Source organism: Candidatus Endomicrobium procryptotermitis, from assembly GCA_031279415.1.
Classification (GTDB): Bacteria; Elusimicrobiota; Endomicrobiia; order Endomicrobiales; family Endomicrobiaceae; genus Endomicrobium_B; species Endomicrobium_B procryptotermitis.
Window position 1 is genome coordinate 226,223 of record JAITIP010000018.1, and the last position, 23,667, is coordinate 249,889.

Consider the following 23,667-nt stretch of genomic DNA (forward strand, 5'->3'; position numbering starts at 1 on the left):
ATGCGCAAGCACTTCCCCTCACAGAAGGGGAATAATAACTTTGCTTTTTGCAAACAATTTCAACTGTTACATTAGTAAGTTGTGAATCTACAAGAGAAAGAATTTAATTGAATTTTTAAGATTTTTTTGATAAAATTCTTTAACATTTTAAGATATGCGTTAAATAAGCACGCAGATGGATTTGCCGTTGGTCCCAAAAGGGGGCGGATAAGGAAGCCTGCGGAAGCCGCAGAGAGAAAATCTCTAAAAGCGGAACTTTTAACGGAAAAATCCGAAAAAGTAAAAACTAAAGGAGAGTAGTATGGCAAACATCACAATGAAAGCCTTGCTGGAGGCTGGTGTCCATTTTGGACATCAAACCAGAAGATGGAATCCAAAAATGGCCAAATATATTTTTGGAACAAGAAATAAAATTCATATCATCGACCTCCAAAAGACCCTCAAAGAATTGAAAAAGAACTATAAAGTCGTAAGAGATTTTATCGTTGAAGGCAGGGAAATAATTTTTGTCGGAACAAAAAAACAGGCGCAGGTTCCGGTGAAAGAAGAAGCTTTACGCTGTGGTGCTTTTTTCGTAGCGGAAAGATGGCTCGGCGGAACTCTTACAAATTTTGAAACTCTAAAAAAATCAATCGCACGCTATAAAGAAATAGAAAAAATGAAAGAAGATGGAATCTTCAATATTCTTTCAAAAAAAGAGCAGTCGCAGATAGAAAAAGAAAGAATCAAACTTGAAAAATCGCTGGAAGGCATAAAAAATATGACAAAACTTCCAGAACTTATGTTTGTCATAGACCCGCACGAAGAAGCAACGGCTATTTCAGAAGCGAGGAAACTCGGCATTCCTATCGTTGCGGTTTGCGATACTAACTGCGATCCTGACTTAGTCGATTATCCGATACCAGGAAACGATGACGCAATAAGAGCCGTAAAACTTTTTTGTTCTATAGTTGCGGATGCGGTTTTGGAAGGCAAAGGCGCCGTTGAAAAAAGCGATATGGACTCAACGACTGTCGAAGAAAAAGAATCTGAAGAACCCGAAGAAAACACTGTCGTAGAAAATGATGAAGAAGGAGAGCCGAATGTCAACTGAGTTAATTACAAAATTAAGAGAGATGACGAGCGCAGGAATAATGGATTGCCGAAATGCGCTTAAAGAAAATGCAAACGATATAGATAAAGCATGCCAGTGGCTCAGAGAAAAAGGCATGTCCACTGCGGTAAAAAGAGCGGGAAGAAATGCTAAGCAGGGTTTAGTTCAGTCGTATATTCATGGAAATGGGACTCTCGGAGTTTTGGTAGAAATAAATTGTGAGACGGATTTTGTAGCTAAAACCGAAGATTTTCAGAATTTGGTAAAAGAAATATCGATGCAGATAGCGGCCGTTTCTCCAACCTATGTAACGCGCGGTCAAGTTCCTGAAAGTATTCTTGAAGCCGAAAAAAACATATATAAAGCGCAGCTTAAGGAAGAGGGCAAACCGGAAAAAATCTGGGATAAAATCATCGAAGGAAAAGTCGAGAAATTCTATCAGCAGGTTTGTCTTATGGAACAGATATATATGAGAGATACTTCTGGGAAAGAAACGATAAAAGATCTTGTTGCAAACACAATTGCAAAAACTGGAGAAAATATCGTAGTCAAAAGGTTTGCGAGATTTAAACTAGGTGAAGAATAATGTCTGCTAAAAGAGTCCTTTTAAAATTATCCGGCGAAACACTCTCGGGAAACGGTCAGCCTTTAAGCGAAGAAAGCATTAACAGAACTGCAAAAGAGATAAAAGCGGCGTGCAATGCTAATGTTATAGAACTTGCAATAGTAATAGGCGCCGGAAATATTTGGCGCGGCGCTGAAAAAGCTGTAGAAAGAGTTACCGCAGACAAAATGGGAATGACGGCTACGGTTATGAACGCTTTAGCTCTTAGCGGCGCGTTAAAAAAGGCAGAACTGAAATCAAAGGTGTTCTGCGCGCGCGGGGTAAGCGGTTTTGCTGAAGATTTTGACAGCGATAAAGTTATTGAAAATATTGAAAATGGATATATAATTATTTTTGCAGGTGGAACGGGAAATCCTTATTTTACAACCGATACTACGGCGGCTTTGAGAGCTGCGGAAATAAAAGCTGACATTTTGTTGAAAGCTACTCAGGTTGATGGTATATACAGCGATGATCCCAAAAAAAATAAGGACGCCGTCAAATTTGACAGACTTACTTTTAAAGATGCCATAGAAAGACATCTTAAAGTAATGGATGTGGAAGCATTTTCTCTTTGTATGCGGGCGAATATTTCGATTTCTGTTTTTGATTTTTATATAGACGGGAATTTGAGAAAGATACTCGGCGGTGAAAAAATAGGAACGATAGTTTCATAATACCGGAGGGGTTAAATGCAATTACAGAGTCTCTTTTCAGTTTCTGAAGAAGCGATGAAAAAAACAATAGAAAAAGTTAAAACGGATCTAGCTTCAGTTCGTACAGGAAGAGCCAGCGCAGCAATTGTCGAAGGGATAAAGGTTGAAAGCTACGGTTCTCTTATGTCCATAAACCAAATTGCAGGCATAAGCGTTCCCGATGCTAAAACTATCGAGGTAAAACCATGGGATGTATCACAGCTTGGAGCTATTGAAAAAGCCATACAAAAAGCCGATATAGGCATGACTCCCATAAATGACGGAAAACTTATCCGCATTTCCGTACCTCAGCTTACCGAAGAAAGAAGGAAAGAAATTGTTAAAGTTATAAATAAAATGGCCGAGGATTACAGAGTAGCCGTAAGGAATGAAAGAAGGGTTCTCGTTGACGGCATAAAAAAAGCGGAAAAGGACAAGCTTATAACCGAAGATGACAGAAAAAAAGCCGAAAACGAAGCTCAAAAAGTTACGGATGCATATATTAAAAAGATAGATGAATGCATAGCTCTTAAAGAAAAAGAGATTATGCAAATATAGATGGGGGGAGGGTGGATGGCTTATAAAATTGATGTGGAAGCTTGTGTAGGCTGCGGGGCGTGTGAAGGAAGTTGTCCGGTTGCGGCTATCGAGCCGGAAAATGATAAATACGCAATAGACAGCGTAAAATGTACCGATTGCGGATCGTGTGAAGCGAGCTGTCCAGCAAGCGCTATTTCTCAGGCATAAAGGAATTCAAAGCTTGCGCGAAATCGACTTTTTAAATTTGCCGAAACATATTGCGGTTATTATGGATGGCAATGGCAGGTGGGCGAATAAGAGATATTTGCCCAGAATATTAGGACATAAGCAGGGGGTCAAAACCGTAAAAAAGATTGTTAAGGCTTCAAGCCGCCTTGGCATTCGGGTTTTGACCCTGTATGCTTTTTCTACGGAAAATTGGAAAAGACCTCAAAGCGAAATAAAAGGATTGTTTTCTTTGCTGCTTCAATTTTTAAAAAAAGAATTAAAAGAGCTTCACAAAAATAATATAAAGCTTAGGATTTTGGGGAATTCATCGAAATTTCCGGATGAAATACAAAAAGAACTTAAAAGTGCATGTAAACTTACCGGAAATAATAAAGGACTTGAACTTAATATTGCATTAAATTACGGAGCAAGACAGGAAATTTTAAATGCTTTTGAAAAAATTATCGCGGAAGGCATAAAAAATTTTACGGAAGAAGAATTTTCAAAATATTTATATACAGCAGGACAGCCTGAACCAGATCTGCTTATACGTACTGCTGGCGAGATGAGAGTATCAAATTTTTTACTTTGGCAAATTGCTTATTCAGAAATTTACATAACAGAAAAATTTTGGCCGGATTTTGACGAGAATGACTTAAAAAAAGCCATTATCGAATACCAAAAAAGAGAAAGACGCTTCGGCGCTTTATAAAGACAAGAGGATTTATGTTAATAACGAGAATACTTACGGCAATCGTGGGAATACCTTTGATATTTGTATGCATATATTTCGGAGGACTGCCGTTTTACATATTAATGTTTGTCATTATGTTTTTTTGTGTTCAGGAATATTTGAATATCTGCAAAAAATATAAACCTTATATGCTTACCTCTTTAATTTTATCGTCGGTTTTTTTTATAATTTTGCAATATTTTAAAACGTCAATAGGTCTGGCGGGCATTTCGGCAGTTTTGATACTTTTGATATTATTCGCTTTGGAAATGTTTGGAGAAAATCCGGAACAGTCCATTGAAAGAATATCCGTATCATTTTTGGGAGTGTTTTTTATTCCGCTTACTTTAATTCATATGGTATATTTGCGAGATATGAAAGGCGGAATGCAATTATTATTTTTTATATTTATAGTAGTATGGGTTTTGGATACCGCAGCTTATGCTTTTGGAAGAATGTTTGGCAAGCGCAAACTTGCTAAAAACGTGAGTCCTAAAAAAACCGTAGAAGGAGCAGTCGCCGGAATCGTTTTTGCGCTGATTGCCTCAGTTGCTTGCAAATATATATTTATTAATAATATACTAACGTTATCACAGGCTTTGATAACGGGTTTTGTCATCTCTATAATAGGACAATTTTCTGATTTGGCTGAATCTTTAATAAAAAGGGATGGAAGTATCAAAGATTCAGGAAAAATCATTCCCGGACACGGTGGAGTTTTTGACAGGTTCGATTCGTATATATTTACGGCTCCTACCGTTTATTATATGCTTAAGCTTATTTTTAAATTATAATTATGAAAAAAGTCGTTATTTTAGGTTCATCGGGTTCGATAGGAACACAGACTTTGGATATAGTGTCGAGGATGAAAAATGCCATATCCGTAGAAGGTCTTTCCGTTTACAAAAATATAGAAACTTTAAAAAAACAGATAAAACGTTTCAAGCCGAAAGCGGTTTCCGTTCAGGATCCTTTGGACGCGGAAAATCTAAAAAAATGGTGTGTTTCCCAAAATATCAAAATTGCTGTTTACAACGGGCACAGCGGTTTAAGAAGGCTTGTAGAAATACCGCAGGCCGAGATGGTTATTTCTGCAGTTGTAGGAGCCGCAGGACTTAAGCCCGTGATAAAAGCTATTGAATGCGGTAAAAATATAGCTATGGCAAATAAAGAAGCTTTAGTTATGGCCGGAAGCGAAATAATGAGACTTGCCGCAAAAAAGAAAGTTTCTGTTCTTCCCATAGACAGCGAGCATTCGGCAATTTTTCAATGCTGCGGCAGAGAAAAAAAATCACAGATAAAAAAAATAATTCTTACGGCTTCAGGAGGACCTTTCTACAAATATGATAAAGATTTTTCCAAAATTACGGTAGAACAGGCACTCGATCATCCTACATGGAAAATGGGTAGAAAGATAACCATCGATAGCGCAACTTTGATGAATAAAGGTCTTGAAGCTATAGAAGCGTCGGTTCTTTTCGACATTCCTATAGAAAATATTGAAATCGTCATACATCCTCAGTCCATAATACATTCTATGGTTGAGTACGTTGACGGTTCTGTTATCGCGCAGCTTTCGAATCCCGATATGAGGCTGCCTATACAATATGTATTAACATACCCTGAAAGGACAAAAGGAAATATTAAGCCTCTTGATTTAAACAAAGCAGGGAAACTCGAGTTTCATGATCCTGATTTTCAAAAGTTTCCTTGCCTGGCTCTTGCTTACAATGCGGCAAAAAAAGGTGGAACTATGCCTGCTGTTATGAGCGCGGCAAATGAGGTCGTGGTTGCCGCCTTTTTGAATAAAGATATAAAGTTTACAGATATTCCTACTATTGTCGCAAAAACAATGAAAGCTCATAAAATTAAGAAAACGCATAAGATAGACGATTATGTCGAGGCTGACGCATGGGCAAAAATATATTCGAAAGCGTTAATAAATAAAAATAAGGAAAGGTAAATGATTTTTCTACAAATACTCGGAATTATCGCAGGATTGGGCTTTTTAATTTTTATACATGAATTGGGACATTTCATAGCTGCTAAAATGTGTAAAGTCAGGGTTCTCACTTTTGCTTTAGGGTTCGGACCTGACATATTCAAGTATGAATATAAGGGTACGAAGTATGCTTTGAAAGCCATTCCTCTTGGGGGATTTTGCGCGATGGCTGGAGAAAACCCCGACGAATTTACCGGCAGCGAAGGTGAATATCTTTCGCTTCCTTGGTATAAAAAAATATGGATAGCTTTTTCGGGTCCATTTAGCAATTATATTTTAGCTGTTTTTCTTTTTACTTTTTTGTTTAACGTGTGGGGAGTTTCTACGGTTTCCGACTCTTCGGCGATAGGCGGAACAATTGAAAATTTTCCTGCCGCTCATGCCGGTTTGCAGCAGGGAGACATTATAAAATCAATTGATGGAGTAGAAGTAAACAACTGGCACGAGATGACTTCGAAGCTGAAAGATAGAGCCGAAAAAGAGACAACTTTTGTAATAATAAGAGGAACGCACACTTTTGAGATAAATATAAAGGTTGCCAGACATCCCGTTACGGGCGTTGGTGCTTTTGGAGTCGTTCCTCTTGTCGAGAAGGTCGATGCGGTTTTTTTTCATTCGATAAGCTTGGGAGCGGAAGCCGTTGTTTCTCAAAGCGTTATGACGGTTATGTACCTGGCGGACAAAATAATATCGTGGGAAAAACCTGATATAGCCGGTCCTGTCGGGGTTATGCAGGTTATGGCAAAAGCGGCAAAATCTGGAATGGAAGATTATATAAAACTTCTTGCTGTAATATCGGTTGCGCTCGGACTTTTCAATCTCTTCCCGATTCCTTTGGTTGATGGTGGAATGATAATTCTGTTTTTATTCGAAGGAATAACGCGTAGGAAAATAAACACTAAAGTAATACAAGTGTACAATACCATAGGGTTGGTTCTTATAGCGGCTGTTTTTATTTTTGCGACATACAGCGATCTTTTGAGGCTAGGAATAGGAAAGTTGTTCGGAAAATAAATGAGGTATTTCAAAAGAAATCAGACAAAGCGGATAAATATAGGTGGAATAACTATAGGCGGTGGCGCTCCCATTGCTGTCCAGTCTATGACAAATACCGATACGAGGGATTGGCGCGCTACGGTAAAACAGATTAAAAGCCTTGAGGAAGTAGGCTGTGAAATTATAAGAGTGTCTTTTCCGGACATAGAATCTGTGCAAAACGTAAGCAAAATAAAAAAAAATATAAAAATTCCACTTGTCGCTGATATTCATTTCGATTACAGGATAGCTTTGGAAGCTGTAAAACAAGGCGTTGACAAATTAAGAATAAATCCGGGAAATATCGGTTCGAAAGATAAAGTCGAAACTTTGGTAAAAGAAGCTAAAGCCGCGCATATCCCGATAAGAATAGGCGTAAATGCAGGATCTTTAAAATCTGTTCATAATTTCAATGGCAATTTGTCGCGGGCCAAAGAGCTCGTAAAAACCGCTTTGAAACATGTCAAAATTCTTGAAAAAAATGAGTTTTATGATATTGCGGTTTCTTTAAAAGCTTCGAATATAGAAACTACTGTTGAAGCCTATAAAATATTCGCTTCCAAAAGAAACTATCCTCTACATCTGGGTATAACGGAAGCGGGGTCGGCTTTCAGCGGTACCGTAAAATCCTCGGCAGGGCTTGGCATTATGCTTTATGAAGGTCTGGGAGACACGATAAGAGTGTCTTTGACAGCAGATCCTGTTGAAGAAATAAAAACTGCATATTCCCTTTTACAGTCGATGGAATTGAGAAACGCCGGCGTCGAAATAGTATCGTGCCCAACTTGTTCTCGCTGTTCAGTCGATCTTATAAAAATCGTTTCCGACATGGAAAAAGAAACAGCAAAAATGCGTGGACTTAAAAAATTTTCAAAACCTGTTAAAATCGCTCTTATGGGCTGCGCAGTCAATGGACCGGGAGAAGCCAAGGATGCTGATTTCGGTATAGCCGGCGGAAAAAATATCGGCATACTTTTTAAAAATGGCAAAATAATAGGAAAAGTAAGGCCGGAAAAATGGGTAAAAACACTTGTTGTTATGTTAAAAGATTTTTATGAGTAGAAAATTTAAGAGGTAAATAAAATGGCAGACATTTATTTGACAAGAGAAGGTAGAGAAAAACTGATAAAAGAGCTTGAAGAGCTTCAAAAAAGAAAACCGCTTATACAGGATGAAATTGCGCGTGCAAGAGAGCACGGAGATTTAAGGGAAAATGCCGAATATCATGCGGCTAAAGAAACGCTTACGAATCTTATGAGACGCATAGCCGAAATCGATTCAAAAATATCAAGGTCAAAAATAGTAGAAGACTTACACATTGATGCGGATAAAGTTTTTATAGGCGTTACGGTTACCATACTAGACGAAGATGGAGACGAATACGAATATACTATAGTCGATCTTGAAGAAGCAAATCCGTCCGAAAACAAAATTTCAGTTCAGTCCCCGCTTGTGCAGGGTTTGCTCGGACACAAAGAAGGTGAAACCTGCAAGGTCGAACTGCCTGCAGGCAAAGCGAAATTCAAGATATTGAAGATTAGGAGATAGAGGAAAAATGTATTTTTCTAAAATGCTTATACCCACTTTGAGAGAGGCTCCTTCGGATGCGGACACAGTGTCGGCAAAGCTTATGATAAGATCCGGAATGATACGCAAAGTGGCTTCTGGACTTTACGAATTTCTTCCTTTGGGTCTCAGGGTATTGAGGAAAGTCGAAAATATAATACGTGAAGAAATGAATGCGATTGACGGGCAGGAAGTGTTGCTGCCTCTCATATTTCCGAAAGAATTGTGGATTGAAACCGGAAGATGGAACGTTTACGGAAAAGAACTTTTTAGGTTAAAAGACAGAAAAGACGCTGAATTTTGTCTTTCTCCAACAGCGGAAGAATGCATAACGGATTTGATAAGAAAAGATATTAAATCCTATAAACAGCTTCCGATAATGCTCTATCAGTTTGGCAGAAAGTTCAGAGATGAAATACGTCCGAGATTCGGGGTAATGCGTTCAAGAGAGTTCATAATGAAAGACGGATACTCTTTTCATACGGATGAAGCGGATTTGGAGAAATATTATAAAAGAGCGTTTGAAGCCTATGCTAACATATGTGCCAGATGCGGTTTTAAATTCCGCGCGGTTGAAGCTGCTTCAGGAGCAATCGGAGGTTCTTTTTCGCATGAATTTATGGTTCTTGCACAAACCGGCGAAGAAGAAATAGTTTGGTGTACATGTGGTTACGGGGCGAATACGGAAAAAGCCGAATGTATGACCTGCGAAACAGATATTTCTGAAATGCTTGAAATGGAAGAAGTTTTAACTCCTAGCATAGGCTCGGTTGAAGAAGTGTCTAAATTTTTAAATGTATCGCCGGACAAATTTATAAAAACGATGATATATTCCGCTGATGGCGAAGCCGTAATTATATTGATAAGAGGCGATTTTGAAGTGAATGAAGTTAAGCTTCAAACATTTTTATGCTGTACGGAACTGAATCTGGCAGACGAAGCAGCAATAAACAAAATTACCGGTGCTCCTTTGGGATTTGCAGGTCCTGTAAACTTAAAAGAAAAAGTAAAAATTATCGCCGATCTTTCCGTATTGAATATCGTAAATGCCGTAATCGGAGCCAATAAAAAAGATTACCATTTGAAAAATGTAAATATAAACAGGGATTTTAAATATGATGCGACTGCCGATTTAAGAAAAATAACCGAAGGAGCCGTCTGTCCGAGATGCAAAAAAAACAAAGTGTCTTTTTCGAGAGGCATTGAAATCGGACATATATTTAAGCTCGGAACAAAATATTCTAAGTCCATGAACGTCTCGTATTTAGATACAAACGGAAAAGAAAATTTTATAGTTATGGGTTGTTACGGAATAGGGCTTACGAGGATTCTTGCGGCAACGATTGAACAATCGCATGACGATGATGGCATAATATGGCCTGACAATATGGCGCCTTTTGAAGTTATAATCATATCGGTTAATTATGATGATGAAAAGATAAAAGAAGTCGTTGAAAAGATTAATAATGAACTTTCGCTAAAAGGCATTGACATTTTGATAGACGACAGAGACGAAAGAGCCGGAATTAAGTTTAAAGATGCGGACTTGATAGGCATACCTTATAGAATAACAATCGGCGAAAAAAATCTTGCCATTGGAAAAGTTGAACTCAAGTCCAGAAGAGATGATAAAAATTCCATTAAATTGTTGACTCCACAAGAAGCTGTAAACGAAATTTTAAAAATATACGGCAAATAGGAATAAATTCTTATACCGGAGTTGTAGGTTTATTTGTTTGAAGAAAAGCCTGTGGCATATAAAAGAATATGCATTATGTTTTTTAAGTATAAAGGGAGATCAGATGAAAGATTTTTTTAAACTGAAAGAAAATAATACTACCATAACAACTGAAATTCTTGCGGGTCTTACTACGTTTTTTACAATGGCATATATCATTTTTGTAAATCCGTCTATTCTTTCGATAAATCAGGGAATGTCTTGGAATGGCGTATTTGTTGCGACCATCCTTGCTGCCGCTTTCGGAACGTTGCTTGTCGCTTTATATGCTAATGTGCCTTTTGGTCTTGCACCGGGAATGGGGTTAAACGCTTTTTTTACGTATACTTTGTGCAAACAAATAGGTTTTTCATGGCAGGAAGCTTTAGCGATAGTTTTCATATGCGGGTTGCTTATAGTTATCATAACAGTAACGAAACTCAGAAAAACAATCGTCTATGCCATACCAGATTTTTTAAAAGATTCCATAAGCTGCGGTATAGGAATGTTTATAGCGTATATAGGTTTAAAAAACGCGTCTTTTCTTACTTTTCTTTTTGATTCCGGAAGTTATAGTGTGCTTGCAAATGGCAGCGTTATTTCAAACAGTTCCGCCACACCTGCTTTGGCAATTTTTAATAATCCGCATGCAGTGCTCGGACTTATAGGACTCATAATTATGATGATACTTGTAGTAAAACGCGTAAAAGGAGCGATTTTTATAGGTATTATTTTGACGACGCTTGCGGGCATACCTTTGGGAATAGTGAATATTTCCGAAGTAAAATTATTTGATTTAAAAGCAATATCGTCTTTAAATAAAGTTGCTTTTGCGGCATTTAGCAGCTCAGGATTTCCTTCTCTTTTCTCGGATTTAAATAAAATAATTCTTACTGTTATCGCATCTTTGGCTTTATTTTTATCAATAACTTTTGATGCCATAGGCACTTTTATAGGAACTGGAAAAATAAGTGGAATCTTCAGCGATTCAGACGAAAAATCGGTTGTGGAAAAAAAAGGTTTTAGCACGAAATTTGAAAAAGCTTTATTTGCCGATGGCATAGCAAGTGCAGTTTGCGGGCTGTTTGGCACGAGCAGTGTTACAAGCTATGTCGAAAGCGCTTCGGGAATATCAATAGGCGGCAGAACAGGGTTGACGGGCGTTGTTATTGCTGTTTTGTTTTTGTTATGTCTTCCTTTTTCTGGACTTTTCAGCCTAGTTCCCCAGCAGGCTACTGCGCCGGCACTTATTATGGTGGGAATTATTATGATGTCATCATTAACAAAGATAAACTGGAAAGATTATGAAGAATCCATTCCGGCGTTTTTAACCATAGCGATTATGTCATTTGCGTTTAACATAAGTTATGGAATCGCCGCAGGCTTTATATTTTACTGCATAATAAAAGCCGTAAAAGGCAAAATAAAAGAAATACATCCGATACTTGCATGCGTTGCTTTACTATTTTTGATTAATTTTGTGATAGCAGCGTTCAGAAAATAACCTTGTCAAATATATAAAATAATGTCAGAAATCAATGCAAAAAAATATGATATTGCAGTTATAGGTTGCGGTCCCGGAGGTTTTACGGCTGCCGTGAGGGCAGCTCAGCTTGGTGCAAAAGTTGTCATAATCGAGAACTCTGAAATTGGCGGTACGTGTCTAAACTGCGGCTGCATTCCAACCAAATTTTTCTGGCAGGCTCTTAAAACAAAACAAAAAATACAAAAATCTTACGAATATGGTTTCAAAATAAATATGGAACCTTTTTCTTTTGCGGACATTGCTACAAAAAAAGATAAAAATATAGCAAATCTTCGCAAAGGTATGGAGCTGATTTTGTCATCTTACGGCATAACCCTCCTCAAAGGCAGAGCTTCTTTTAAAACCGATAATACTGTGCTTTCTGGAGAGAATGAAATTTATGCAGATAAAATCATAATCGCTTCGGGAACAAAGCCGTCTTCAATAAAAGCTCTTGATTTTGATGGTGGCAAGATAATCGATTCAACGCATGCTTTAAATCTTAAAGAGATACCTCAGACGCTTCTTGTGATAGGTGGCGGAGCTATAGGTGTTGAACTGTCAACTATATTTGCGGGTTTTGGCAGTAAGGTAACGATTGCGGAATATCGCGATAGGCTGATTCCCGGAGAAGATGCCGAACTTTCTGAAGAAATAAAGAAAAGTATGCAAAGACAGGGCATTGAAGTGTTGACGGAATGCAAAAATGCAGCTGATATGGCGGTCAGCTTTGAAAAAGTTTTGGCCGTTACTGGAAGAACTCCCTGCGGTGAACTTAATATTAAGGACATTTCGATAAATACCGATGAGAAAGGTTTTATAAAAACCGATGAATACTGCCGTACAAATATTGAAAATATTTATGCCGTCGGCGATATAACCGGAAAAAATCTGCTTGCTTATACCGCACAAAACGAAGGAGCGGTTGCGGCGGAAAACGCGGTTAAAGGAAATAGTATAAAAATCTGCGATTCTATTATTGTTCAGGCTGTTTTTTCAATACCGCAGTGCGCATCAGTAAAAGTTACGGATTTTGAGGATTACAAAGACATTGTCTATGGCAAATTTCCGTTTACGGCAAGCGCTCGTGCTTTTATCGAGGGAGAGAGAGTCGGATTTATAAAATGCGCTGTAGAAAAAAATACTAAAAAACTTTTGGGCTTTTGGATTGTCGGAGTACATGCGGAAGAAATTATCAATACTGCCGCTGTGGTATTAAAAAGTAAAATGAATCGTATGTACAGGGAAAGCTTGTTTCACCCTTCTTTAAGTGAAGGGCTGCTGAACGCTTATGAAGACGCCTTAGGCAAATGTACGGAAATTATAAAAAGGAAATAAAATGAAAAGAACTTATTTGTATGAAAGCCACATAAAACTCGGCGCAAAGATGACTGAGTTCAGCGGCTGGGAAATGTCACTGCAATATTCGTCGATAATCGAAGAACATAATGCCGTCAGAAACAATTGTGGAATTTTCGATACTTCGCATATGGGAACTTTTATAATTTCAGGAAAAGACAGTGGAGATTTTTTAAACAGAGTTACGGTTTCTGATATGAAAAACCTTCCCTGCGGGAAAGCCAAATATTCGATGATTTTAAATGAAGATGGAGGCATTAAAGACGATATCGTAATTTATAAATTCGAAAACGAATACATGGTGGTTGTCAATGCCGGAAATGCGGAGAAAGATTTTCAGTGGCTTGATAATTTGAAATCAGGCGATACCGAACTTAAAAATATAAGCGCGGAAATATGTCTTTTGGCTTTACAGGGACAGCAATCCGCATCAATAATGCGTACTTTATCTGAAACAGACACGGATAGTTTAAAATATTTTATGTGTTCGCCTCTAAAATTAAAAAATATTAACGCTTCGTTTTGCGCAATCGCTAGAACAGGATATACGGGAGAAGACGGTTTTGAAATTTTTATTTCGAAAGAGCAGTCGAAAATGTTGTGGGACGAATTAATTAAGCTTGGAGTAAAGCCCTGCGGACTTGGCAGCCGCGATACTTTAAGATTGGAATCCTGCATGCCTTTGCATGGACATGAAATAGATGAAAACATAAACCCCATTGACGCGGGTTTTGAAAAAATTATATACTGGAAAAACAATTTTATAGGAAAGGATAAACTTTTGGTGATAAAAGACAAGCCTTCAAAAAAATCCGTTGCTTTTGAATGCGACGGAGGAATAGCAAGGAATGGAAATAAAGTTTTTTATGTCGGCGAAGAAGTGGGATATGTTACAAGCGGAACTTTTTCTCCTACGCTGAAAAAAGCGATAGGGTTGGCATTTGTCGATATTAATATCGGTAGCTGCGAAATAGAAATAGAAATCCGCAATAATAAGAGGAAAGCGTATATCGTAAATAAACCTTTTTATAGAAGGATAAAATGAAAAAATTAATTCCGGTTATTAGCGTATTATTTTTTATAAGTTTTGTTTACGGTCAAAAATTATCGACTTTGGAAAAGATGGTTGAAATCTCTATTGAGATAACCGAAATAAACGAAAACAAATCCGTGGAATTAGGAATTAAATGGCCTAGCGAAGCTTCCGCTGGAGAAACAGTAATACCGTCGATTATCGAATCAGGTGAATGGGCAAGAGTTACAAAATATGCCGCGACTTTAAAAGCCTTGGAAACGGCGGGCGCGGCGGAGGTGTTGTCAAAGCCGAAGATTGTAACAAAATCATCGACTACGGCAAGATTTATGGTCGGAGGCGAGTTTCCGATAGTTGCTACTGAAATAGGCACAAGTAAAATAGAGTGGAAAGAATACGGCATTATAATGGATATTACTCCGATTGTATTAAGCGACAGCAGAATAGATATAAAATTAAAAACTGAACTTTCGCGTCTTGATTATAATGTGCCAGTCAGCGGATACCCATCTATAGCTAAAAGAGAGGCTGCTTCGCATCTTCAATTAAAAGACGGCGAAACTATGGTTTTGGCGGGACTTATAGAAACTACAAAAGGAACTACAAAAGAAGGCATACCTATTTTAAGCGATATTCCGATTCTCGGCGCTCTTTTCAGCGTGCAGAAAAACAATAAAACTAAAATGAATGTTTTAATTTTTGTCACTACCAAAATACTTGAACAGTAAAAATGGAATCTAAAATTTTAAACTCTAAAGGACAGACATTTGTAGAATTTCTGCTTGTTTTTATCGTTTTGTTTACAGCGTCAAGCGGAGTTTTTACGATGTATAAAAAAGTCTGGAAGACACGATATGAGAAAACGGGCGTTTATTCGGGAACGCTTGCCACATCGGCAAAAATTTCCGGCGCGGGAGACGTTGATTTGCCTTTGATTGGAAAGATAAAAACGGATTATGTGAAATGAGAAAAAACAGTTCCGGACAATCGCTTGTCGAAGCATTATTCACAGTAGTCTTTACGACTGTAATAATGTTTTCTTTTTTACAGGTATGCATAATAGTCGTTGACGATATGTCCGCAAATGAAGCGGCCTTTACTGCCATGCGTTCTGCCGCAGTTACAAAATCTTCTAAAAGAGAAGAAGAAGCCTATGAAAGAGTCAGGAACTATTTGTTTTTATTTTATCCGCTGTCAAATATTAAAAGTATTTTTACTCCCAGCAATCTTGTCTATTCTGATAAAAACACCGTGCGAAATTACTTTGGAAGAAATAGAGATTCGGAAAATTCTGATGAAGACTATGAAACTACTGAAGGATATAATGAAGAAGACAAGAGTGTTACTTTGGAGAGAAACGATAGAAACAGACCTGCATACAATGATTTTTCGGGAATGGTTATCGACGCTTACACTGTAAAATTTTATTATTTTACCAGAGTTATGTTCGGCTCTTTAGTTGCAAAGCTTAACTCGAAAAAGGATATAATTTTCGGCGGTGCAAGAAGATATCAGTCTTCTAGAAATAGAATGGTTACTTCTCCTGATGAAGAGTTTTATTACAAGGCATATCCAGAGGCAAAGGAATTCTATGAAAAATAATAGAGGCCAGACATTATATTATTTCCTTATCTTTACGATGATCCTTGTAATAAGCTGGGCAATGATGCTCAATATAGCAAAGCTCATCAGAGACAGGATGATAATGCAGAATATGGCGGACAATATCGCTCTTTCAATTTCCACGCATAAAGCCAGAACAATGAATTTTGTCGCTTCATGTAATTATCTTATAGGTACGCTCCTATCTCTTGGAAATCTTCCGTCGCTCGTTCAGCTGCCTTCATACAATACAAGTTCCGTAGGAGCTTTTGTATTTGGAGACTATAAAAAAAATACTTTCCATAAAGCGTTGGATGATGACGTTGCTAAAATGAAAAAAGTTGTAGAATTTTTGCAGGCTGCGCAGGAAGAAGCTATGCAGCTACACGCATTGTATCAAGTTAAAACAGTAGGAAGTGCGGTTGCTGACGGATATGCTTTGACAATTTCTCCTATGCAAATGCCTACGAAAGCCGCTTCTGAAAAGTATTTTGGACTTAAACGCAATATGAAAGGTATCACCTATATTAAAACTATAAATACACAATTTTCAAACTATCCTCACTTTGTATATAATCCATTTCCCGGATACGAGCTTTTGGAACTAATAAAAGATGAACTCGGCGATAGTGAGGCTACTATAGTTAAACCTATTTTGGAAATCATACTTGAAATATGCGGCGGGTTTCAAGATATGAAAGTTCATTCAAAATCTGATTATTCATGGTATATTACAGACAGAGACAATATACATAAGCAAAAAATAAAAGTGTCTTTAACGAAACTTTTCCCTAAAAGAAATGACACCCCCTTATTTGCAGGACTTCTGGGCATTGAATATCCAGTGATAACAGTTTTTTCTGCTGCGGCTATTTATAATACAAAAGGTACGATGTTTCCAAGTCAGGAAAGTGAATTCACAGGTTTCCCAAGCAATGAGTTACAATTTTTACTTGTGCCGATTTATGGATATTTAATGATTGAAATGGCAGCTAAATGTATTAAAATAAATAAGCTCTTTGGAGGCATAGTGGGAATACATTTAGCTGCGACATTTTCAGCCCGTTACATACAAGGAATGATAGGCGAGGGTAATTCCCCGATAAAAAATTATGAAAAAGCCAAAGGCGGCGGATGGAATGCTCATCTAGTTCCCTATAAAGATAAAGAAGACAGAAGCGATGATGTCGATTGATAAATGCTATAATATTTCCAAAATAAAAAGGGATAAAATAATTCAATGAAAAAAACTAAAGGTATAGTTTTGGCTGGCGGCAGGGCGACAAGATTGTATCCGGTTACGAGCGTCATCAGTAAACAGCTTTTACCAGTTTATAATAAGCCGATGATTTATTATCCTTTATCGGTATTAATGCTTGCGGGAATACGGGACATTTTGATTATTTCAAATAAGGAAACGCTTCCGCTGATAGAGAAGTTATTCGGCACTGGAAATAAGTTTGGATTAAACATAAATTACGGACTTCAAAAACAGCCGCGCGGAATAGCCGAAGCTTTAATTATCGGTGAAAAATTTATCGGAAGCGATGATGTCGCGTTGATTTTGGGTGACAATATTTTTTATGGGCATGGATTTCCAAAAACTCTTGTCAAAGCCGCTTCTAAAGAAGAAGGAGCGACGGTTTTTGCCTATTATGTGAGAGATCCTGGAAGGTATGGAATAGTGGAATTGGACAAAAATAAAACCCCGGTTTCTATAACTGAAAAACCGGAAAGCCCCAAATCGAATTGGGCTGTAACAGGGTTATATTTTTATGATAATGATGTAATAGAAATCGCAAAAAATATAAAACCTTCAAAACGCGGGGAATTTGAAATTACTGATATTAATGAACATTATTTAAAAACCGGCAAATTAAGCGTTGAATTATTGGGAAGAGGTTATGCATGGCTTGATGCAGGAACATATGATTCTCTTCTGGATGCCTCTCTTTTTATCAAAACAATAGAGGAGAGACAAAATTCCATGATATCATGTCTTGAGGAAATAGCCTACAGAAAGAAATATATTACAGCTGAACAGTTGTTAAAACTTACACAAGGTCTGCCAAAAGATTATGCGCAATATTTAGACAGATTAATAAGGGAAGAATAGAGAACTGTATGATTTTTAACGATAAGACAAGAGTGAATGATAATATATCAATAAAATAAATATAAAAACTTGTGGAAAAGAATATATATTTTATAAAATATAAAAATGATGTGGAACAAAAGTTATTGTTTTATTACCTGTTGCCGAACTTCTTACGCAGCTGAATCATATTTTAACCTATCATCTTTTTAGTTTTAATTCGTTAAGAATTAATTTGTCAACCATATTTTCCACATTATCTATCTTGCTGTTCCTCTTGTAATCTATCTTTCCCTTTTGACATATTGTTGAGCATTAATACCATCTGCCAGCCTCAACTCACTTAAGGGGAGGAGCGACAGCGATGACAAAGCAATCCAGAAAGCTAACAGAAACAACATTCTTATTCGTAGATTGTTTTGTTGATAAAACTGCCTCACAATGACGACTAAACCGGTGTAATAAATGAAGTAAAGAATCAATTACAGAATATAATTAATATTTCGGCAGCAATATTGCCTTGATATGACAGAGCAAGACATTAAGTGAAAATTCCGAAGTATTTTATCAGTCTGGTTTTAATTTTGGGTTGGTACATTTAAACAAACGATTTGCATTAAAATATAGAATTTGATATAACAATAAACCTGAAACTTTGCTTTATGTCTTTGCATAAGGCTAAACCCCTAGAATTAAAATCGCAAGGGAAATCCAGAAAGGAGGTGTATCAAATGAATTATGAGAGCACGTTTATTTGCTCTCCGGAGTTGCCCGCAGAAAAAGTAGAAGAACTTACCGGAAAAGTAATCAAAATTATTGAATCTTCAAACGGCATTGTTAAGACCGTTCAAAAGCTTGGAAAAAAAAGGCTTGCTTATAATATAAACAAATTCCGCGAAGGAAGTTATGTTTATATGGAATTAAGCGGCAACGGCGAAATGGTTTCTGCGATTGAAAACTTTTTCAAGCTTAATGACGGAATCATAAGATTTCTTACGGTTAAAGTTGAGAAGAAAAAAGTAGCCGCAAAACATGAACCTAAAGCGGTGGGGCCGGAGGTAAAACAAGATGAACCAACAGCAGAGCAGCCTACGCTTGCCTGAGCAGAACAGCGTTATGCTTGTGGGTAGGCTTACAAGAGATCCAGAACTTCGTCGTACATCAACGGGAAAAGCGGTTTGTTCTTTTGATATAGCGATAAGCAGGAGATACAAAGATCAGGTCACGGGTGAATGGAAAGACGCCGATCCGACTTTTGTTCCGATTATTGTTTGGGGAGATCAGGCGGAAAGATGCGGAGAGCGTTTAAAAAAAGGCGTTCCAGTGCATGTTGAAGGAAGACTTCAGACAAATAAGTGGGAAGGGAACGACGGACAAAAAAGAAGCCGGCTTGAAGTTATAGCTTCGAGAGTACAGTTTCTTTCTATAGTAAAACAGGAATCGACTATAGGCGCAAAGCCGTCTCTTGGCGATTTAAATTATGCGCCCTCAACAGAAATTTCGGGCGAAGAAGACGAAGATATACCGTTTTAAACGATTGGAGGAGTAAAATGGCGTTTATAAAGAAAACTGCCGGACATGTATCAAAGACTGGGACAGAAGGTTCTCCGCGTTCCGGAGGAAAGTTCAAAAAGGGCGGACCGATAAGAAAAAAAGTCTGTCGTTTTTGCGCTGATAAAGTTGAAATAGATTATAAAAATGTAAGTATGCTGAGCGCTTTTATAACTGAAAGAGGCAAAATTCTTTCGGGTCGTATAACGGGCACTTGTGCAAGACATCAGAGAGAACTCGATACGGCGATTAAAAGAGCGAGAATGCTTGCGCTTATACCTTTTACGGTTAATTAATAAGAGTATGCAGGTACACGGAGGAAACAATGAAAGTTATATTAAGGTCTGACATTACTAATGTCGGCCGTCAAGGAGAGATAAAAGACGTTTCCGCAGGTTTTGTGAGAAATTACCTTGTGCCTCAAAAGCTTGCAATGGAAGCTACCCCACAAAATATTAAAGTATGGGAAAGGGAAAGAGTAAAGCTTGAAAAGCATAGAGAAGAAATAATAAATAAAGCCAAAGAAACCGCTTCTCAGATAGAAGCCGCAGAATTCGTCATAAAAGTTAAAGTCGGAGACAATGGTAAAGTTTTTGGTTCGGTAACAAGCGCAAATATTGCGCGGCTTTTTGAAGAAAAAGGATTTGAAGTAAATAAAAGGGATATTCTTCTTTCAGACAGTATAAAAGATCTCGGAATTTATGAAATAAACATAAGACTTCACCCTGAAGTCATAGCTAAAATAAAACTTTCCGTGACAAGCGAAAAAGAATAATAATTTTATATAATAAGGTCTGCCGGCCCGGAGCCGGCAGACCTTATTTTTTTAAACGCGGGGTTATATGGCAAGTTCAAATATCATAGGAAAAGTACCACCACAGGCTATAGATGCGGAGATGGCAGTCATAGGCGCTATGCTTATTGAAAAAGAAGCCATAACCAAAGCCATAGACATAATCAGCGAAAAAGATTTTTATAAAGAAATACACGGACAGATTTTCGTTACCGCACGCGACCTTTATCTTGAAAATCAGCCTGTTGACATAATTACTCTTTCGGACAGGCTCAAAAAAAACGGCATGTTTGCCGAAGCTGGCGGCGCATCTTATTTGACTTCTCTCATAGATTCTGTGCAGACGGCGGCAAACGTAGAGCATTATGCGTCTATCATCCGAGATAAATCGATATTGAGGCAGCTTGTCAACGCAGGTTCCAGCATAGTCAACGAAGCTTTTAACGAAAAGTATCCTCCTTATGAAGTATTGGACAAATCGCAGGCGGCTTTATTCAATATTTCACAGCAGAACAACAATAAAGGATTCTCGAAGGTTTCAGAACTTGTAAGGCCGACGCTTAAAAATCTTGAAAAACTACATTCGGATAAAAAAGATATTCCGGGGCTGCGCACCGGTTTTACGGATTTTGACGCGATGACCGCAGGTCTTCAGAAATCGGAGCTTATAATTTTGGCGGCGCGTCCTTCAATGGGAAAAACGTCTTTTGCCTTAAATATAGCCGAACATGTAGCTCTTGAAGAAAAGAAGCCCATTGCCATATTTTCACTTGAAATGTCAAAAGAGCTTCTCATGATGAGGTTTCTGGCTTCGCTTTCACGAGTCAACGCTCACAATCTTAGAAAAGGCAGATTTGAGACTAAGGATTGGAGCAGGCTTACGACGGCGGCACAAAAAATATCGGAATCTCCTATTTATATAGATGACAGCTCAGATATAAGTGCAGTGGAATTGCGCTCTAGAGCAAGAAGGCTAGCTACGGAACTTGAAGCAAAAAAAACGCCTTTATCTTTAATTTTGATAGACTATATACAGATTATGCACGGGTCAGGCAGAAATTCCGAATCGCGCCAGCAGGAAATTGCCGAAATTTCACGTTCTCTTAAAGGGCTGGCAAGAGATTTAAATATTCCTGTTATTGCTCTTTCCCAGCTTTCAAGAAAAACTGAAGAGCGCGGGAGAAAAGACAATAAGCCACAGCTTTCGGATTTAAGAGAGTCGGGTGCCATAGAACAAGACGCCGATGTAGTAGCTTTTATTTACAGAGAAGGCTATTACAATAAAACGGATCCAGAGGTTAAAAATTATGCGACCATTATAATAGGGAAACAAAGAAACGGTCCCGTAGGTGAAGTTGACCTTACTTTTGAAAGTGAATTTACAAGATTTTCAGATAAATCAGCGAGGGAAGATAATTTGTAACCGTTTGACAAAAACGGACTTAAACAGAGGTTAATTATCAATGAAAACAAAACCGCCCGCAGCAGTTTCCGTTCCAAGAAGACAACCCGTATTTTTCCGCCATAATTGGGTGGAAGTGGATAAAAGCGATTTTCACTTCAATCTCAAAAAAATCAAAGAGTATTTAGCCAAAGACACAAAAATAATGCCCGTGATAAAAGCGAATGCTTACGGACACGGAGGTATTGCTCTCGCAAAAGAGGCCCAAAAAGCCGGGGTGTACAGCATAGGTGTATCTTCAATAGACGAAGGAATACAATTTCGTGAGGCGGGAATAAAAACAAATATTTTGGTTTTGGGAAGCATATTTCCTTTAACAAATCTTGCGGTTGCCGTTGCGCATTCTCTTACTCCGACACTTTCCAGCATGGCCGGTGTTTTGGCATTAGAAGATCTTGCTATAAGGATCAACAAGAAATTGAATTTTCATCTTGAAATAGACACGGGTATGGGCAGGGTAGGAGCTTTGCCTGATGCCGCTTTGCCGATAATACAAAAAATCGCGCAGACTCCGGAAATAAGTATGAGCGGAATGTATACGCATTTTGCCGTGGCCGACACCGACCCTGTATTTACACAAAAGCAGCTTGACACTTTTTTGAAAGTCGTAAAATATGCAAGAACGAACTTTGGGTTAAAATTTATTGCTCATGCCGCAAACTCCGCTGCATTATTTAGAAATAAAAGAACGCATCTGGATATGGTACGGACTGGAATAAGTCTTTACGGTCTCAGTCCTTTCAAATATGCTGAACGGTTTATAACGCTTAAACCTGTTTTATCGTGGAAAACTAAAATTATTTTTATGAAAAGGGTTACTGCGGGCTTCTGCGTCAGTTATGGAAGAACATACGTTACTAACAGAGCTTCGGTGATAGCCACCATCCCGGTCGGATATGCGGACGGATATAACAGACTTTTGTCAAATAAAGGCGATGTTTTGGTACGCGGCAAGCGCTGTCCTATCATCGGAAGAGTTACTATGGATATGACAATGATCGATGTTACCGAAGTTAAAGGTGTGGCTTTAGGCGATGAATCGATTTTGATAGGCTCTCAGGGCAAAGAACAAATAAAAGCCGATGAACTGGCAAAAATACAGGACACGGTAAATTATGAGGTAACGTGCGCCATATCTCCGCGCGTTCCGAGGATTGTTGTATAAATATGATAATAAAAAATACAGCTAAGGCAAGAAGGTTTGCAAGAAAAACAGCCAGAGTGCAGCTTAGCTTTTTATATTCTGCGCTTGAAAGCATAGGACAGGCCACATCTATGACTTTTGAAACAGCTAAATGGATATTTAAAGGAGCGATACCCATAAAAAGCACGATTTCGCAGATGGTTGAGGTTGGCTGGAGATCTTTTCCGATTATAATGCTCACATCTTTTTTTACCGGAATGGTTTTGGCTCTTCAGGTAGGTTCTTCTACTAGCAATTTTTTTAACGAACCCGTTTACGTCGGCACAATTACGGGTTTTTCTCTTGTGATAGAGCTTGGTCCAGTGCTTACTGCTGTCGTTATAAGCGGACGAGTCGGAGCGGCGATTACTGCGGAACTAGGTACAATGAAAGTTACGGAACAGCTTGACGCTTTATATACTTTGGGAACGAATCCCATAAAATATTTGGCCGTTCCTCGCTTTCTGGCTCTTTTTTTTATGTTTCCTTTGCTTGTTGCACTCGCCAACATTATAGGTATTTACGGCGGACTTGTCGTGACCGTGCATACATGGAACGTGCCCACGGCGATATATTGGCAAGACGTTCTTGCATTTATGGTAATCAAGACGTTTCTGCACGGATTTATAAAATCTTTCTTTTTCGCACTTATCATTGCGATAATAGCCTGCCATAAAGGGTTTACCACCGATGGTGGCGCCGAAGGAGTAGGCAGGGCTACGACGAGTTCTGTGATGATGTCTATGATTTTTATTCTGGTATCGGATTATTTCCTTACTGATATCCTTGTGACGCTGGGCATTAAATAGTCGTTTGATGAAAGATGGACGTAAAAATTTTTTGGAGTTTTTGTATGTATTTATGAAATAAAA

27 protein-coding genes are annotated in these 23,667 nt (G+C 38.1%); all 27 read left to right on the forward strand.

Annotation, left to right across the window (positions count from 1 at the left end):
* The first annotated feature begins 301 nt into the window (after window positions 1-301).
* The 27 genes from rpsB to LBD46_04070 all read left to right on the forward strand — a co-directional run bounded on the left by rpsB (window position 302) and on the right by LBD46_04070 (window position 23,604).
* Window positions 302-1,093, forward strand: coding sequence for a 30S ribosomal protein S2 (gene rpsB / locus LBD46_03940; protein MDR2426314.1), 792 nt, complete (start codon window positions 302-304; stop codon window positions 1,091-1,093).
* Complete coding sequence (gene tsf, locus LBD46_03945) at window positions 1,083-1,679, forward strand: translation elongation factor Ts (GenBank protein ID MDR2426315.1); 597 nt, start codon at window positions 1,083-1,085, stop codon at window positions 1,677-1,679. The genes rpsB and tsf overlap by 11 nt, the downstream gene beginning before the upstream one ends.
* Complete coding sequence (gene pyrH, locus LBD46_03950) at window positions 1,679-2,374, forward strand: UMP kinase (protein MDR2426316.1); 696 nt, start codon at window positions 1,679-1,681, stop codon at window positions 2,372-2,374. Before tsf ends, pyrH begins: the two co-directional genes overlap by 1 nt.
* A gap of 15 nt (window positions 2,375-2,389) precedes the next feature.
* Window positions 2,390-2,950, forward strand: coding sequence for a ribosome recycling factor (gene frr / locus LBD46_03955; GenBank protein MDR2426317.1), 561 nt, complete (start codon window positions 2,390-2,392; stop codon window positions 2,948-2,950).
* 15 nt (window positions 2,951-2,965) lie between these two features.
* Window positions 2,966-3,139, forward strand: a complete 174-nt coding sequence (locus LBD46_03960) for a 4Fe-4S binding protein (GenBank protein ID MDR2426318.1) — start codon at window positions 2,966-2,968, stop codon at window positions 3,137-3,139.
* Entirely contained in the window at window positions 3,099-3,851 is a 753-nt protein-coding gene (locus tag LBD46_03965; protein ID MDR2426319.1) for an isoprenyl transferase, read from the forward strand. The genes LBD46_03960 and LBD46_03965 overlap by 41 nt, the downstream gene beginning before the upstream one ends.
* A gap of 14 nt (window positions 3,852-3,865) precedes the next feature.
* A complete protein-coding gene (locus LBD46_03970) occupies window positions 3,866-4,666 on the forward strand; it encodes a phosphatidate cytidylyltransferase (protein MDR2426320.1) in 801 nt (266 codons plus the stop codon).
* Between the two features lie 2 nt (window positions 4,667-4,668).
* Window positions 4,669-5,835: a 1-deoxy-D-xylulose-5-phosphate reductoisomerase gene (locus LBD46_03975; protein MDR2426321.1), complete on the forward strand. Its 1,167-nt coding sequence runs from the start codon at window positions 4,669-4,671 to the stop codon at window positions 5,833-5,835.
* Window positions 5,836-6,888 (forward strand): site-2 protease family protein, encoded by a 1,053-nt coding sequence (locus tag LBD46_03980; GenBank protein MDR2426322.1) that lies wholly within the window; start codon window positions 5,836-5,838, stop codon window positions 6,886-6,888. It begins immediately after the preceding gene.
* Window positions 6,889-7,971, forward strand: coding sequence for a flavodoxin-dependent (E)-4-hydroxy-3-methylbut-2-enyl-diphosphate synthase (ispG, locus tag LBD46_03985; protein MDR2426323.1), 1,083 nt, complete (start codon window positions 6,889-6,891; stop codon window positions 7,969-7,971).
* 21 nt (window positions 7,972-7,992) lie between these two features.
* On the forward strand, window positions 7,993-8,457 hold the full coding sequence (greA, locus tag LBD46_03990; protein ID MDR2426324.1) for a transcription elongation factor GreA: 465 nt from the start codon (window positions 7,993-7,995) through the stop codon (window positions 8,455-8,457).
* Window positions 8,458-8,464: 7 nt separating this feature from the next.
* Window positions 8,465-10,174: a proline--tRNA ligase gene (locus tag LBD46_03995; GenBank protein MDR2426325.1), complete on the forward strand. Its 1,710-nt coding sequence runs from the start codon at window positions 8,465-8,467 to the stop codon at window positions 10,172-10,174.
* A 103-nt stretch (window positions 10,175-10,277) separates the two neighbouring features.
* Window positions 10,278-11,696, forward strand: coding sequence for an NCS2 family permease (locus tag LBD46_04000; GenBank protein ID MDR2426326.1), 1,419 nt, complete (start codon window positions 10,278-10,280; stop codon window positions 11,694-11,696).
* A gap of 21 nt (window positions 11,697-11,717) precedes the next feature.
* Window positions 11,718-13,055 (forward strand): NAD(P)/FAD-dependent oxidoreductase, encoded by a 1,338-nt coding sequence (locus LBD46_04005; protein ID MDR2426327.1) that lies wholly within the window; start codon window positions 11,718-11,720, stop codon window positions 13,053-13,055.
* A gap of 1 nt (window position 13,056) precedes the next feature.
* Window positions 13,057-14,121 (forward strand): glycine cleavage system aminomethyltransferase GcvT, encoded by a 1,065-nt coding sequence (gcvT, locus tag LBD46_04010; GenBank protein ID MDR2426328.1) that lies wholly within the window; start codon window positions 13,057-13,059, stop codon window positions 14,119-14,121.
* Window positions 14,118-14,837: a type II and III secretion system protein gene (locus LBD46_04015; GenBank protein MDR2426329.1), complete on the forward strand. Its 720-nt coding sequence runs from the start codon at window positions 14,118-14,120 to the stop codon at window positions 14,835-14,837. Before gcvT ends, LBD46_04015 begins: the two co-directional genes overlap by 4 nt.
* A gap of 2 nt (window positions 14,838-14,839) precedes the next feature.
* Window positions 14,840-15,076 carry a hypothetical protein gene (locus LBD46_04020; protein MDR2426330.1) on the forward strand — a complete coding sequence of 79 codons (237 nt, stop codon included), beginning with the start codon at window positions 14,840-14,842 and terminating at the stop codon, window positions 15,074-15,076.
* The gene (locus LBD46_04025; protein ID MDR2426331.1) at window positions 15,073-15,711 is read left to right on the forward strand and encodes a hypothetical protein; all 639 of its coding nucleotides are present in this window, start codon (window positions 15,073-15,075) and stop codon (window positions 15,709-15,711) included. Before LBD46_04020 ends, LBD46_04025 begins: the two co-directional genes overlap by 4 nt.
* A complete protein-coding gene (locus LBD46_04030) occupies window positions 15,701-16,906 on the forward strand; it encodes a hypothetical protein (protein MDR2426332.1) in 1,206 nt (401 codons plus the stop codon). Before LBD46_04025 ends, LBD46_04030 begins: the two co-directional genes overlap by 11 nt.
* Window positions 16,907-16,951: 45 nt before the next feature.
* Window positions 16,952-17,827 carry a glucose-1-phosphate thymidylyltransferase RfbA gene (gene rfbA / locus LBD46_04035; protein ID MDR2426333.1) on the forward strand — a complete coding sequence of 292 codons (876 nt, stop codon included), beginning with the start codon at window positions 16,952-16,954 and terminating at the stop codon, window positions 17,825-17,827.
* 710 nt (window positions 17,828-18,537) lie between these two features.
* Window positions 18,538-18,909, forward strand: coding sequence for a 30S ribosomal protein S6 (gene rpsF, locus LBD46_04040; GenBank protein ID MDR2426334.1), 372 nt, complete (start codon window positions 18,538-18,540; stop codon window positions 18,907-18,909).
* A complete protein-coding gene (locus tag LBD46_04045; GenBank protein ID MDR2426335.1) occupies window positions 18,875-19,339 on the forward strand; it encodes a single-stranded DNA-binding protein in 465 nt (154 codons plus the stop codon). Before rpsF ends, LBD46_04045 begins: the two co-directional genes overlap by 35 nt.
* A gap of 110 nt (window positions 19,340-19,449) precedes the next feature.
* On the forward strand, window positions 19,450-19,653 hold the full coding sequence (gene rpsR, locus LBD46_04050; GenBank protein ID MDR2426336.1) for a 30S ribosomal protein S18: 204 nt from the start codon (window positions 19,450-19,452) through the stop codon (window positions 19,651-19,653).
* A gap of 29 nt (window positions 19,654-19,682) precedes the next feature.
* On the forward strand, window positions 19,683-20,132 hold the full coding sequence (gene rplI / locus LBD46_04055) for a 50S ribosomal protein L9 (protein ID MDR2426337.1): 450 nt from the start codon (window positions 19,683-19,685) through the stop codon (window positions 20,130-20,132).
* A gap of 67 nt (window positions 20,133-20,199) precedes the next feature.
* A complete protein-coding gene (gene dnaB, locus LBD46_04060) occupies window positions 20,200-21,573 on the forward strand; it encodes a replicative DNA helicase (protein ID MDR2426338.1) in 1,374 nt (457 codons plus the stop codon).
* A gap of 40 nt (window positions 21,574-21,613) precedes the next feature.
* Window positions 21,614-22,777, forward strand: a complete 1,164-nt coding sequence (gene alr / locus LBD46_04065) for an alanine racemase (GenBank protein ID MDR2426339.1) — start codon at window positions 21,614-21,616, stop codon at window positions 22,775-22,777.
* A gap of 2 nt (window positions 22,778-22,779) precedes the next feature.
* Window positions 22,780-23,604, forward strand: a complete 825-nt coding sequence (locus tag LBD46_04070; protein MDR2426340.1) for an ABC transporter permease — start codon at window positions 22,780-22,782, stop codon at window positions 23,602-23,604.
* The last annotated feature ends 63 nt before the right edge of the window (window positions 23,605-23,667 follow it).

Coding starts and splice junctions, on each gene's coding strand:
- rpsB (MDR2426314.1), top strand. CDS start 302: ATGGCAAACATCACAATGAAAGCCTTGCTGGAGGCTGGTGTCCATTTT.
- tsf (MDR2426315.1), top strand. CDS start 1,083: ATGTCAACTGAGTTAATTACAAAATTAAGAGAGATGACGAGCGCAGGA.
- pyrH (MDR2426316.1), top strand. CDS start 1,679: ATGTCTGCTAAAAGAGTCCTTTTAAAATTATCCGGCGAAACACTCTCG.
- frr (MDR2426317.1), top strand. CDS start 2,390: ATGCAATTACAGAGTCTCTTTTCAGTTTCTGAAGAAGCGATGAAAAAA.
- LBD46_03960 (MDR2426318.1), top strand. CDS start 2,966: ATGGCTTATAAAATTGATGTGGAAGCTTGTGTAGGCTGCGGGGCGTGT.
- LBD46_03970 (MDR2426320.1), top strand. CDS start 3,866: ATGTTAATAACGAGAATACTTACGGCAATCGTGGGAATACCTTTGATA.
- LBD46_03975 (MDR2426321.1), top strand. CDS start 4,669: ATGAAAAAAGTCGTTATTTTAGGTTCATCGGGTTCGATAGGAACACAG.
- LBD46_03980 (MDR2426322.1), top strand. CDS start 5,836: ATGATTTTTCTACAAATACTCGGAATTATCGCAGGATTGGGCTTTTTA.
- ispG (MDR2426323.1), top strand. CDS start 6,889: ATGAGGTATTTCAAAAGAAATCAGACAAAGCGGATAAATATAGGTGGA.
- greA (MDR2426324.1), top strand. CDS start 7,993: ATGGCAGACATTTATTTGACAAGAGAAGGTAGAGAAAAACTGATAAAA.
- LBD46_03995 (MDR2426325.1), top strand. CDS start 8,465: ATGTATTTTTCTAAAATGCTTATACCCACTTTGAGAGAGGCTCCTTCG.
- LBD46_04000 (MDR2426326.1), top strand. CDS start 10,278: ATGAAAGATTTTTTTAAACTGAAAGAAAATAATACTACCATAACAACT.
- LBD46_04005 (MDR2426327.1), top strand. CDS start 11,718: ATGTCAGAAATCAATGCAAAAAAATATGATATTGCAGTTATAGGTTGC.
- gcvT (MDR2426328.1), top strand. CDS start 13,057: ATGAAAAGAACTTATTTGTATGAAAGCCACATAAAACTCGGCGCAAAG.
- LBD46_04015 (MDR2426329.1), top strand. CDS start 14,118: ATGAAAAAATTAATTCCGGTTATTAGCGTATTATTTTTTATAAGTTTT.
- LBD46_04020 (MDR2426330.1), top strand. CDS start 14,840: ATGGAATCTAAAATTTTAAACTCTAAAGGACAGACATTTGTAGAATTT.
- LBD46_04025 (MDR2426331.1), top strand. CDS start 15,073: ATGAGAAAAAACAGTTCCGGACAATCGCTTGTCGAAGCATTATTCACA.
- LBD46_04030 (MDR2426332.1), top strand. CDS start 15,701: ATGAAAAATAATAGAGGCCAGACATTATATTATTTCCTTATCTTTACG.
- rfbA (MDR2426333.1), top strand. CDS start 16,952: ATGAAAAAAACTAAAGGTATAGTTTTGGCTGGCGGCAGGGCGACAAGA.
- rpsF (MDR2426334.1), top strand. CDS start 18,538: ATGAATTATGAGAGCACGTTTATTTGCTCTCCGGAGTTGCCCGCAGAA.
- LBD46_04045 (MDR2426335.1), top strand. CDS start 18,875: ATGAACCAACAGCAGAGCAGCCTACGCTTGCCTGAGCAGAACAGCGTT.
- rplI (MDR2426337.1), top strand. CDS start 19,683: ATGAAAGTTATATTAAGGTCTGACATTACTAATGTCGGCCGTCAAGGA.
- dnaB (MDR2426338.1), top strand. CDS start 20,200: ATGGCAAGTTCAAATATCATAGGAAAAGTACCACCACAGGCTATAGAT.
- alr (MDR2426339.1), top strand. CDS start 21,614: ATGAAAACAAAACCGCCCGCAGCAGTTTCCGTTCCAAGAAGACAACCC.
- LBD46_04070 (MDR2426340.1), top strand. CDS start 22,780: ATGATAATAAAAAATACAGCTAAGGCAAGAAGGTTTGCAAGAAAAACA.